We start from the raw sequence: 12215 nt of genomic DNA on the forward strand, positions 1-12215 counted from the left end.
CTCCGACAAGACAGAAGATGACGCAGATCGTGACTCGTTTCGAGCGAACGTTCTGAAAGCGTCAAGTCGTTTTGCGTTGGGATTTTCTTACGTCTTCGAGGGCGAGCTTGATGGGGCCATCAAGCCGTTCGTGTTCCCCCGTAGTCTCCAAGAACACGCGTCGCACGTAGTCAGGCAAAATCCCGACTTGCTTGTGTTCTGGGTCCCAACTGCCCCGCGACAGTGGAAAATCTGGAAAGTATTCGTGCAGGTCCCAAATTGCGTTATAGACAATGTAATATCGAATCTCGTCCGTGGTTTTGATGTTCTGGTCTTTCTCGGTTTGCAGGGAATAAACTAGGTCACGAACCTGCTCTTTGAGTTCGACCAGGCCAGAAGAAATTGCATCCAAATCGTCTGGAAGATATGGGCCACGCCGCTTTTGAAGCATATCTTCCCAGTGCACGAAGTTTGGCCGGTTCTCGTCGGCCAGCGCGCTTTCCAACCTATCTACGGGATGCAGCACATTCCGTTGCAGCCAAGTGATGCGCTGCGTAAGCGACATGTCGAAGCGGGCCAGCCTGAAGCCGTTGGGCGATGTCTTGATGCTCCGTCGAACCTTCAAGCACTCTTCACGCAATTTCGTCCAGAAATCTTGAAAGCTATCGTCATCGGCAAGGCCGAGAATTACTCGGACGTCTTCACGGCATTCATCTCCAAATGCTTCGTAGCAATCCTCGTCACTTCGCTCGCCCACAGTCCCAGCGCCTCACGCTTTTCGTTGAAATACGTGTAGCGATTGTAGGTTGCGCCAACGCCGGACACGACTCCTGATTTGTGGTTGGTCACGGCATCGATCACGTGGGGCATTACGCCAAGCTTGGCCATGCCTGTCGAGGCAGTACGCCGGAAGTCATGAAAGCGCCAGTCGGCCGTTCCATCAGGCAAGGCCGTATCGACGCGCTCCTTCAATCGCCCGAAGCCAGATATCGCTGAGCGTCCGGTTGTCGTGAATACGAAATCGCTGTCGAGGAACTTGTGCAGCGAATGCAGGATTTCCACGGCCTGATCTGGCAACGGCACGATATGCAGGCGAGCGTTTTTCACGCGGTTTGCTGGAAGTTCCCAGATGCCCTCATCAAGATTGAGTTCTGACCAGCGCATGTCAGACACTTCTGCCCGTCGCTGCCCCGTCATCATCAGCAACTTGAGGAATGGGCCAAACGGGTAGCCTTCGACGTCGCAATGATGCCAAATCATTCGTATTTCATCATCGTTGAGTACGCGATCACGTGGGATTTCGCGCGTAGGCGGCCTGAGGAGAGCCACAGGCGATGTTTCGATGTCGCCACGCATGACGCACCAGTTCATGAGCTTTTTGATCGCTGAGAGCGCCCGATTTGCACGCGTCGGTGTGCCGTTGGCGATGATGCCGTCCAGCACCTTGCTGACATCCTGCCGCTTGATCTGGTCGATAGGCCGATCCTTCAACCCGTCGAATCTATGCAGAACGCTTTCCGTGCGCTTCCAGTCCTTGGTGTTGGGCTTGGCGTGAAGCTCAATAAACTTGGGGATTGTCTCGCCCAGCGTCAGGGCCGATGCCTCTGAAACCTCAGAGGCCTTATCAAACTCGCCCAACTCGACATCACGGGCGATTTCCATCGCTCGGCGTCTAGCATCGGCAAGGGAGACCACAGGGTAAGGGCCGATTTTGATGCGCCTGCGCGAACCATTCGGGCGGACCAACGTGTAGAACACCTTGGCACCTGTGGTCGACACACGCACATGCAGGCCGTTTACTTTCTGGTCGCGCACCTCGTACCGTTTTGTGGTCGCCGGTGGCATCGCATCGAGAGATTTGGTTGTCAGCATCTGTTTCATGCAGACATCGTAAGACACCCAGAATCCGCGTGTCAGGGTATGGTTTGGAGGAATTTGTCAGGGCCTGAAAAAGCTTGGTGCCGAATGGAGCGACATGTGCTGCGAGCTGATCAACATCTCCACAGGATCATGGAGCAGTGGATATTCAATGCGCGTCATGGTGGGTTAAATTATTGATATTGCTAAGTTGAAATTCAACTGTGCTAGTTTGGGCATGAACACGCTGGCGGCGAATGCTGGCTTGCACTCATTACAACGATCAGGTTCCTTGAAGGTTGCAAACTGCAAGCATCAGTCGAAAACAACGCAAATTCAGCCTACATCCAACCATTCCCGTGGCGGGCGGACTCGATCCAAGTTTAGTTTTGTCTGATCATCACCGAGCATCGTGTTTACTTGCCTTTGGCTCAGGTTTTTACATTTAGAAAGATCCGATCCATGCACCTTTGCTTTTGCTAGACGAGCATTTGAAAAATCAACCCCTACAACATCTGCGCCACAAAGGTCTGCTCCCTCCAAGTTTGACCCACTGAACGTTGCACCCCGCAAGTCTGCGTTTCTGAAGTCCACTTCCTTCAAAGAGGCTCCGGAAACTCTTGCACCCCTAAAATTGGACAGACGCGCACGACAACCTGTGAAGTCAGCTTTCTCCAAATTCGCCTTGAAGAAGCTAGCGCCTTCGCAGCTAGCATTCGAGAAATCTGCATGCTGAAGGAAAGAACTCTGAAAGCAGCTAAAATCAAGGAAAGTGTTCCTAAAGTTCCACGCTCTCAGCCAAGCATTGCGGAAATCCATTCCAAAGAGAGTTAAACGGAGAGCGGAGTCCCTCCGAGAAAACAATCTACGCAGTACGTCCTCTGGGCCAGTCGAATATGAAGCCATAAAGTCAGGCGTACTGCCATGAGTACCTTCATCCCATTTCGCAGAAATGAGGTGAGGTGTTTGCATGTCTTTTTCGGGGATATTTTCTTTTCCGATTACGTTAGCCAGCGCTCCTAAAACAGCAACTAGACTGGCTTCCGCATTTCGTTGGGCCTGTTCAACTCTTCTGTATGTAAATGAAGGCCAAACCTCATGTGCTGGCATGCCGTTCCTCACGACATAGTTAAGCAACTCAAGCAAGTTGCGCTTGATTTCAAGCGCTCTTTCCCTTGGAAGTAATTTGGCCGCACCAACAAGAAATTGAACTACTTCATCAGTTAATTCGGCGCCTTGGGTCAAAGTCAGCCATAGCCTGCACGCTTCAAGTGGATCAGCTGCTCGGCGTTCGCGAGACAGATCATCAGAAGCATCTGCCGCCATTTGTAGTATGGCGCACGCAGTCAAATACTCACCAAAGCTTTTGTGAATAAACTCGTAACCTGCTTCCATCGTCCCCCGGGCGTGAAACTGAATTGCAATAAAATCCAGCTTGAGTAGCTGGGCCATATCTGGATGTTTTTTTACAATGTCGGGATTGTACTTTTCGAGAAGAGTATCGAACGCATCATGGCTCCCAGTTCGTCCACCGCCGCGCCATGCCGCCAAGCCCATACACTCCAAAGCGGTCAGCGCATCATTGGCAGCAAGTACAGGATGGCCAGCGTTTCTTTGTCTTTCCTCGTTTCTACTCAGCACACGGAGAAAAATTTCTCGATAGACAATGTTCTTATTGCCTCGTGCTTCCTCCCATCGTTCGTCGACATAACCAGAAAGGATAAGAAGATGAAGCAACAACGGTTCCAGGTTCAGATCAGACATTTCTGGAGACGTAACCGCGGGAGGAACGCTTAAATCTTGCTGTGTGAGTGTCGCCCACTTTTCCCAATATTCCTCCCGTTGATCAAATTGGCAGAGCGACTTGACGTCTCCCTTTCCAAAGATCTGACGTCGAACATGATAGTCTTGCCTTTCCGTGTATTCGTTCAAACGAATACCAAGGTCTTCGAAGGTTCGTATTGGGCATAGAGGAGCAACGTAGAACATTTTTTCCACAGGTAAGTTTGCATGCCTTAGACCTTCCAGACAAGCAGCTGATCTTCCCAGTACGATAGCCTTAACAGCAGGACCTGGGTTTGAATTCAGGCTGCTTAGATAACGGTTCAAGGAAATTACGAAGTTTCTAGCCAAGTCGGTTGCAGTTTTCTCAACTACACTCAACTCGTCCAAGCCATCAAAAACCAGGAGTATTGGATCAGAGTTCTCGCTGCGCTCATCAAGTGGATTTTGAGGGAAGCCGGCACTTTCAGCGTGATCGGGGCTTGAATTGATTGACCTTAGGTGTTCGCCAACTCTTTGATCGAAGCGGCCTGCTTCAAAGACCATGTTTTGCAGTTCGATAAAGACTGTGCGCCAGCCGCAATTATCGGAAGCTTCAATAGAGAAAGCCTTTGCGAAAGACGATTTGCCTGATCCTGGTCCGCCAGTTACTATTCTAAGTGGGTCAAGAACTTCTTTTTGTTGAAGCCATCCTCTCACTTCTTCGTGGAGATCGCCAACGAATGCGCTCAACTCAGTTCTTTGTCGCTTATCAACGACAGTGCGCCCTTGGACTTTCCGCTCGACCTCGTATTCAGTCACTTCCTCAACATGCCAATAGCATCTTGAACGAAGATAGGTTTGAGACAACGGATACTCGTCATTCTCATCAATCGCAAAGATCGAGTCTTTCTCAAATTTCCTCCGCATCCATTGCAGATGTCGGTTCCAGTTGAGGTCGACTTGACCACCCTTTGTGTTTTCGACGGAGTTGAGAAGGGGCTGATAGTATTCCGGCTCCAATGCCAAAACTCTTGAAGAAGCTGCGCGAAGGGCTGCTCCAAGTTCACCTTTTTTCAAACTGTTGGCGGTGTCCTGGTCAACGAAGAAATCGGAAAATATTTCGCCCGACTTTTCAACAACACCAGAAAGAACCGTAGTATCTGCAGGATTGAATAGCATGCCCTCAGTTAAGGTATGCTGTCTTTCTTGCTCAGTTATCTTGGCCAGCGCATCAGAAACGTTTTCTTTGATCAGATTTTTTGCAGAACTATCATCAATTCGCTGCTGCTTAGGGACTTGAAGATACAACATGTAAAGTCCCGCTGACAAGGTAGTGTACAGCCAAACCCAAGCTCGTTCGTCCGTAGTATGGTTCTCCTTGGAATCGGGGAACGCCGCATTGAAACGATCTAATGCCCCAGTGATATTTCCACCAGCACCTAGCACCACGGCACCTAACTGAAGGCCGACAATTTCTATCGCTGCGAAAGTAAGGTTTTTTGTTGTCTCCAACCAATCGTTTTTGAAATCTGGTTTCTTAAAATAGATGCTCAAAATGACCTCCAAGCTTGATGCCTTCGACGATTACGCAGAACGAAAAGGCTGCGGACTTAGGATAACTCCAGTTTCGGAACTACCGTCAACCGCGAAAGGCACAAAGTGCACACTCTTTCACAGGCTCAATAGAACAACATAACAAAATGCATATTTTTCGCGCCCGCCCCCTACCAACTTCAGAATCTTGGTAGCCAGAAAACGGTCGCTCTGCCCAGCAGGTGGCAACACAACGCAGCAAGTTCGTTGAACAAAAAACGTTATATTGCAATGGATTGGCGATGGGGCGATGAAACAAGCGAAGGTGCTGACGGATACAGAGCTCAAGCGCTACAGGTTGATTCTCATGCTGTCTCGCTACGCAGGGATGCGCGTGAGCGAGATCGCCTAGCTTTAATGGGCCGATGTGCTGGATTGCAAGTTACGGACCTGGTTTTCCCCGAACGGATATCCTTGGGAGCGGAAGCTAGCTTGGTGACGATGTAACCTCATTGCAGGCGTGGTGCTGGGTGCCATATGGGAGCAAAATTTCTTGAGCTTGCATGCTTGCGTATGAGGTGGGTTCGAATGGCTTGGAAGCACTAAATACATGATCGAAATAAATTTTTGCGACGGTCTGTAATGCGATGCTTCAACTTGCGCGGATGCTGAGGAAAATTGAAAATCCTCGTGTCGGTGGTTCGATTCCGCCCCCGGGCACCATTTAAATCTAGTGAAAACAATGCCTTGCAGGAAGCTGGGCTTGTTGTGGGATTGCCCAATTTGGGCTGGGGGTATCACTGGGGTAGCAATCAGCACCGGTTCAATTTCAGTCAGTCCACTCCTACGGGGTTCCAGTAGTTCCCGTTGTTGCCGCCGGTAATGCCATGGGTACGACAGTCTTGTAGTGCGTCAAGCATTGATCGATACGAGACAAAAGGTCTGAGAAACCTGAAAAATCTACGGTTGACGCGTTTGCGCGTACAACTTTCTCAGCAAAGACAACTTTTCCATAGGCGGTTTCATCACCATGATCCTTCCTTTTGTCGAAGGGTTTTCCGTCGAGGACAGTCGCCAGCAACGCAGGCTGAAAAAGATCTTCAATGTCCCTGTCTATCGGAGGTGTAACTTCGGGCACTTTAACCAGATAGAGGTTGTCACCGAGATGGTAGAACGGATCGGTCGTTGTCTTTGAGATCTTCTTACCGCATTTTTTGGCGGCGTTTTTAAAGACTTTGTCTGGCCCCCCATCGTTGTCGCACAGGATAATCACGGGGTGCTGGAGCGGTTTGTGGACATACTTTTTGAGTATGTTTGAGTATTGTGAAACGAGAGAGGCTTGCCCTGATGCACCATGCCCCAAGTTCAACACATCACGTGTCGTTCCTGTAGGGCGAAGGAAATTGACCGAGTGCGTTATCTGTCCATCTTTCTCTTCCACTAATGAAGGAAACGACTTGGCCAAGGACCTGATAGCACATTTTAGGTAGGTGATATCAGAAATCCCTTCCGTCACGATCACGGGAGCCGAAGGCGCTACAAAGTGCTTGTACAGAAGGAATTTTCTGTAGAGATCGACAGGTGCATGAGGCGGCTTGAATTCTCCTGCTTTGACGGCGAGACGATTTACTTGTGGCTTGCGATCCCTTCGCGCTTTCACAAAATAGATGTGTGACAGCATCCCTTCCAGAGGGTTGAGATTGTCAATTGGTTCTGGGGCATCGCCCGACTTCCTGTAATAGGTGCCGGTACGGAACAGTGAATTGCACATCGAACGAGCGGTTCGATAGTAGTCAACATTAATGTTCGCCTTTGCGTTGACAACCAACCCTGTCACTGTTTGTCGAGACTGACGCAAGGACATTCTCGTCTTACCGTCATTCAGTGTGAAACCAGCGCGTTCGATTTGTTTGTTCAGTCGCTTACCAACTATCCATTCGCTGCCGTGAACGTTAATGGCAATCTCAGTCGGGAAAAGTTTTTCATTCGTTGAAAAGGTTAAGTCATCAGCATAGCGAGTATATGTACACTTTGCCTCACGCGCCAATGCCAGCAACCGAAGATCAAGAATGTTACCAATTAGATTTGAAATTACAGGAGAACAAGGACTCCCTTGGGGGAGTGCATTTTCGTGGCAGGCAATTTGCGCGATAATGGTTGCGATAGCTGGGTCAAGGGTGAATGCTTTGTCGTGAATGAAAAAGCCACGCACCCGTCCAAAGTTCAACGTACCAAAGAAATTCTCTAAATCCACATTGAAGACAAATCGACGACGGCGATGCACCTCTGCATTTGAGATAATTGTGCGATCTTTCTGAAATCCATGTGATGCGTGCCAAAATCTCGGGTGGCTTTTTTGGTGTTCGGTCACGCACTCATAAAGCAGTTCACCTAACCGCTTTTGTAACAACGAAAGTGACTTCTCTGGTGCATTGATCGTTCGCGTACCGCCGCTTTTTTTCGGGATTTCAAACGTTCGGTATTTTTGAGAGGTGGGAAGTTTGTAGAGGACATAGCTTGCGCCCTTCGGGGTAAACCCAAGAAGTTTGGCAAGGTCTGTTAAGTTCTTTGCGCTTTGTAATTTCTCTAAGGTACTCAAAATCAACTCTTGTTGTTAGTTGCTTACGGGCACTCTTAAGCGAGGTTTACCGATCATCAGAAAATCGACAATACCGAAAGGAACTGAAGGTAGCAGCCTACCTACCGTTGTTGTCATATGCCGCGATGCGCAGCAGAAAGTCTGCCCGTAAGCTAGGGCAAGCTTGAATGACACACGCTCTAATTGCAAGGCTGTCCGGTTGGTTTTGTGCCAATATTATTCACATGAAAAACCGGAAATCATAAACACGGTCAACCATGTCTGGGTTGTGCTGAAGAATCTCCGCGAATGCCTTTGAGTATCCGAGTGTTACGGGCAATTTCTTGTAAAGCGTGTTGTTGTTCCAGTCCATCTTGGTTAAACCAAGAACCCCTGAACAGGTATCATGCCACCCCCCTTCACCTGAGTAGCGCCGCAGAAGAACAGGAGATGGTGTCGGTTTGAGGCCACCTTCTTTGTAGACATTGTAGCGTGGGTTATCGACGTGAACTCCTTGCACGCTGCCTTGTGTCCAAAGTAAAGCTTCGTTTTTGCTGAGGGGAACATACGTGCCCCGATCTACTGGATATCCATGAGCAGCGAGTGGCGAACCCTCGAAGCGAACACCTTTCCAGTCCGTGCCTTTAACAATTTGTACAAGCTCGACTTCTGTACCATCCCGAAAACTATCAAGTGCGCCAAGAATCTCGTCTTCCTTGAACGGTGTGTTCTTGTGAATTGTCACTTTTTTCGGAATCGCACCCAAGTGGCCGCGCTGGTATATTTCGAGGCTGCGGGTCAACACAGATTGAATTTCGTAGTACGACAGGTAGGGGTTTCGCTGCTGGTCTTGCGTGAATTCTTGCGCATCATAGGCAACAAACTTAAATCCTGTGCCATCTGGGTCAAAGACTTGGCTGCAACATGTACTGTACTGCGTTCCAGTTTCTTTGTCGGTTTTCATGGCATAGCTGATGCCGATGAAAGCCTCATCCACATTAAGACCGGCTAGTTTCCAAGGGATTCCACCGGCTTTTGCATAGATGGCGACACTCAACCCCCACATGACGTTGGCGCGGCATTGCCTTTTGAAGCTGGCTTCCCGAACAATTTGGATGGGAATATTTGAGGGTGCGCAATATGCCTTCAAATAGTCATGGAAGTCGAAATTATCGCCGTCAAAGCAAGCCGCCCAGCTATCTGGGAGGTACACCAGAGCAACATCAAAATTGCTAGCCTGCTTTTGCAAAGTAGCAATGTGCTGGAATAGACCCTGAGCCAATCCAACCTTGTCTCGTTTTTGGGCAAATGTGTCGAGTTCCTGAGGGAATGACAAAATCAAAGCATCATCTTGAGCCGCAATTGGCACTCTAAAGAGAGTGTCGAAACCTGGGTATTCAGGGTAATAGTTTTTTGCCTCTCGTGGGCGAACTGCTCGGTTTAACTCCGCTGTAAGGCCTCGAAGCCGTTCCATATCTGCCTGTGGAGCCAGAAGAGCAAAGCGAACAGATGCCGGAAATCCAAGCTTTAGCCCATAAGGGCCGTGTTGAATGAGGCCAAGTAGCGGGTGCTTATGTCGCCTATCTTCGTTGAATATCAATTCCGGCTCAGCAATACGTGAGTATCCTCCAAGAGCGTTGTCTGATGCAGCCATCACACCAACCTCTTTGCAAAAGCAGTGCGTGTTCCAATCAAGAACTCTGGGTTCTCCGCTTGGCCGCCATCGTCGAAAGCAGATAGTTTAACTTCAGTGTTCCGCTCATTTGTACCTAAAGCAATACGAACCCAAGCATCGAGTAGCGCATTAAATGTCTTATTGAAACGGTTGGAGCGGCGCTTATCCAAAATCGGAATAGCATCCCGTCTTGCCCTCGGTGGCCAGACCCAGATATCAGGATCAATTTGCAACCAAGCCTGACCGTTTTTGACCTCCAAAGAGACGCGTGCGGCTTCTGCCCACCTCACCTGTTCTTGATGGGGATGGTCGTCGGTAACTTCTGTAAAAAGCCCCGAAATCTTCGCAGAGAAACTTCCTACGACTGACTTTAAGGGATTGAGCTGATCCAAATCATCACTGTGAGGGTCAACAATTAGCCAAGACGCATAGCGAGTCGACCTTGAAAGAAGCGGTTTATCTTTGGCAAGGGCCTTACAGAGAGCAGCTTCAATGAATCCTTTTACATGTAGGCTCTCTGGTGCAGTTGGATCGCTAGGCAAATTAACTTCACCAATAGAGGAAATCTCGTTTCCAAAATGTTCCTTTACTAGTGATCGCCGCCCCCAGCACCATACATCCTCGGCCTTGGTAAAAATGAGATTTCCGTCAGCGTCACCCTGCGACTTGCGGAGATCGGACCAGTCCTTCGGGTTTTTGAAATCTAGTGACAGACAAGTCTTCGGAATTGCTTTGATGGGGAGAGCATTTAAGCGCACCAGCGGGTTCGCAGTTCCCGTTGGCGGCATGGGGATAGAAACGGTCGCGGCGCAAGATTTTCTGACTTTGAGGTCTAATATTGTAGCTTTGTCTTCTATGTTCCGCCAAATGCGCGAAAGCAGTGAATCAAAAGTTTCAACTGGCACGTAGTGGGCGTTAACGCCCTTTTCAGTCGCTTGATCCAGCAAATTTTGAACAGCGGGAAGTGGATGGCTCCCTTTCATTCCAGTCCAGAACAAGCCATGAGGAAAAGGATTCGGCCCACCGAGTGCAGAACGAAATAGCGCCATGACGCTCTCATCACGGCCACTATATCCGGTGACGACGAACCCAAAGCGGCTACTTGCATTCTCGAGACAATGCGATAAGTGCCTGTTTTGGCTTGCGAGATCAGCCGACAAATTCTTCAAACTGTCGTAGCGAAAATCGCCATGAAGCTTGCAGTAGATTGGGAATTCTTCATTGTTGAGAGCGTCGATTGCAGAATGAGAACCCTCCAAGTGGAATGCGGACAGCGACATAGCTCCAACTTCGGCCACCGCTTTTTCGATCACACTGTCAAAATTGGTGGTGAAAACAGCGCGCGTCTTTCCAGATGAGAGCATCGCGCCAAAAACTCGGTGCCCAACGGACAGCGATACTTTTTCTTCCGATAGCTTTGCTTTCAAATATCTACGCTGTAGCTCTCTGTCTTCACCAAAGATTTTTTCAAAACACAGAGAGTATTCTTCATCAGCCCAAAGAGGCGGAAACCCTCTAGTCAACAAAAATGATTGGATCTTCTCTTGCACTGGCACCAGCTGCATGTCTTGCCGAGATATCTCTTGATTTTCTTCCCTACAATAATATCGCCTTTTCATGTCCCATAGCAGATCGGTAGCGGTCGGTAGACCTGCCGAACGAGATGAGCCTGCTCCTAGAAACCAAGCGAAGTTTTCCAGGCGTTCACATATTAATGCTGTCAATTGTGCTTGATCGATCAAATTACTGCTTCTACCACAATGCTAGTTAGCCCCTCATGAGCGCCAGCATAGATTGTACCCGCCGATGTTTCCACAACAAGGTGCAGTAGTTTTGAAAGTGGCAATGCTATTTGATGGTTACTGCCCTCTTGGCCTCATCCAATGTCGCGGACCCTTTCACCCATTGCCACGGCGTTCGCGGCTTCCTTGCCCTCGCCAATTCTGGGTACGCCTTCGTGTCGCTAACGGCAGCGCGCAGGCGTTCACGGGCCTCGCGTGGGTCGATCTTGAGTTCTTCGCAAAGGGCTTTCAGCGTGATGATGTCGGGCATGTCGATCTCCTTGGTTTCTGATGCAGATCGATAAGACGCGGTTCGCAAATTTGTCAGGGATAACCCTAGCGCATCTTTAGCTTTTCTCGAATTGCTGCTACCACTGATCTCGACGTGACAGACGCGGTCACGTTGGGGCTTAGAAACCTCTCTGTAACATGGCGCCAGAAATGGTGACCGCCTTTGACCTATGGTCGGGGTGCCTGTGCTATACAACAGGCTCCGGCTAAAAGCTCAGGGATCGTGTTACAGCGATTTTCTAACACCCCGATCACCAGTCAACCGCGAGGGCGCTCGCAGATCGGGGCAGCATGGGGCTTCACCTCACCGAACCAATTGAATGGGCCAATAGATCGGCGTTGCCGCAGCAGGCAGGCATTTATGTAATCTCGCGTGGAGAGCCAACCAACACCGTCTACATAGGCAGGACATGGGCGGCGCAAGGGATCAGGAACCGGATACGTCAATTCCATAGATCGGCTTCGACAGGCAAGAAGGGCCACGCGGGAGGCGTCACTTTTCACGATGTGTTCGATGGCGACACATCCGAACTTTGGGTATCGGTGCATCTGCCCAATGGGATCGATCCCGCCGATCACATTCTCCATCCCTACATAGCTTACGCCGAACGGCGGCTGATCTGGGAACATGTTGAGGCGCATGGGGCACTGCCGGTGTGCAACTCGGAATGACCCGCAATAAATCCCCGGCAGGTAGAGCTAAACGCGTGCGCGGCGGCGTTACAATGAGCCAGAAGCGCCAGTTTCGGTATTTTCA

8 protein-coding genes are annotated in these 12215 nt (G+C 49.7%); 1 reads left to right on the top strand and 7 read right to left on the bottom strand.

Annotated elements, in window-relative coordinates:
* Window positions 1-61: 61 nt before the first annotated feature.
* The 7 genes from K3754_RS05350 to K3754_RS05380 form a co-directional block, all read right to left on the bottom strand.
* Window positions 62-736 carry a hypothetical protein gene (locus K3754_RS05350; protein ID WP_259941683.1) on the bottom strand — a complete coding sequence of 225 codons (675 nt, stop codon included), beginning with the start codon at window positions 734-736 and terminating at the stop codon, window positions 62-64.
* Window positions 667-1860 carry a site-specific integrase gene (locus tag K3754_RS05355; protein WP_259941685.1) on the bottom strand — a complete coding sequence of 398 codons (1194 nt, stop codon included), beginning with the start codon at window positions 1858-1860 and terminating at the stop codon, window positions 667-669. Before K3754_RS05355 ends, K3754_RS05350 begins: the two co-directional genes overlap by 70 nt.
* A gap of 312 nt (window positions 1861-2172) precedes the next feature.
* Window positions 2173-5154, bottom strand: a complete 2982-nt coding sequence (locus tag K3754_RS05360) for a pentapeptide repeat-containing protein (RefSeq protein ID WP_259941687.1) — start codon at window positions 5152-5154, stop codon at window positions 2173-2175.
* Window positions 5155-5977: 823 nt separating this feature from the next.
* Complete coding sequence (locus K3754_RS05365; protein ID WP_259941690.1) at window positions 5978-7732, bottom strand: retron Ec67 family RNA-directed DNA polymerase/endonuclease; 1755 nt, start codon at window positions 7730-7732, stop codon at window positions 5978-5980.
* A gap of 220 nt (window positions 7733-7952) precedes the next feature.
* Complete coding sequence (locus tag K3754_RS05370; RefSeq protein ID WP_259941692.1) at window positions 7953-9365, bottom strand: nuclease PIN; 1413 nt, start codon at window positions 9363-9365, stop codon at window positions 7953-7955.
* The gene (locus tag K3754_RS05375; RefSeq protein ID WP_259941694.1) at window positions 9365-11128 is read right to left on the bottom strand and encodes an SIR2 family protein; all 1764 of its coding nucleotides are present in this window, start codon (window positions 11126-11128) and stop codon (window positions 9365-9367) included. Before K3754_RS05375 ends, K3754_RS05370 begins: the two co-directional genes overlap by 1 nt.
* Window positions 11129-11234: 106 nt before the next feature.
* A complete protein-coding gene (locus K3754_RS05380) occupies window positions 11235-11438 on the bottom strand; it encodes a hypothetical protein (protein WP_259941697.1) in 204 nt (67 codons plus the stop codon).
* A 311-nt stretch (window positions 11439-11749) separates the two neighbouring features.
* Between K3754_RS05380 and K3754_RS05385 the strand changes: the two genes are divergently transcribed.
* Window positions 11750-12130 carry a hypothetical protein gene (locus K3754_RS05385; protein WP_259941700.1) on the top strand — a complete coding sequence of 127 codons (381 nt, stop codon included), beginning with the start codon at window positions 11750-11752 and terminating at the stop codon, window positions 12128-12130.
* The last annotated feature ends 85 nt before the right edge of the window (window positions 12131-12215 follow it).

Source organism: Sulfitobacter sp. M368 (assembly GCF_025141875.1).
Classification (GTDB): Bacteria; Pseudomonadota; Alphaproteobacteria; order Rhodobacterales; family Rhodobacteraceae; genus Sulfitobacter; species Sulfitobacter mediterraneus_A.

What these genes read in the sequence shown, in the direction of transcription:
- K3754_RS05355 (WP_259941685.1), bottom strand. Translation starts at nt 1,860, where the DNA reads ATGAAACAGATGCTGACAACCAAATCTCTCGATGCGATGCCACCGGCG.
- K3754_RS05370 (WP_259941692.1), bottom strand. Translation starts at nt 9,365, where the DNA reads ATGGCTGCATCAGACAACGCTCTTGGAGGATACTCACGTATTGCTGAG.
- K3754_RS05380 (WP_259941697.1), bottom strand. Translation starts at nt 11,438, where the DNA reads ATGCCCGACATCATCACGCTGAAAGCCCTTTGCGAAGAACTCAAGATC.
- K3754_RS05385 (WP_259941700.1), top strand. Translation starts at nt 11,750, where the DNA reads ATGGGGCTTCACCTCACCGAACCAATTGAATGGGCCAATAGATCGGCG.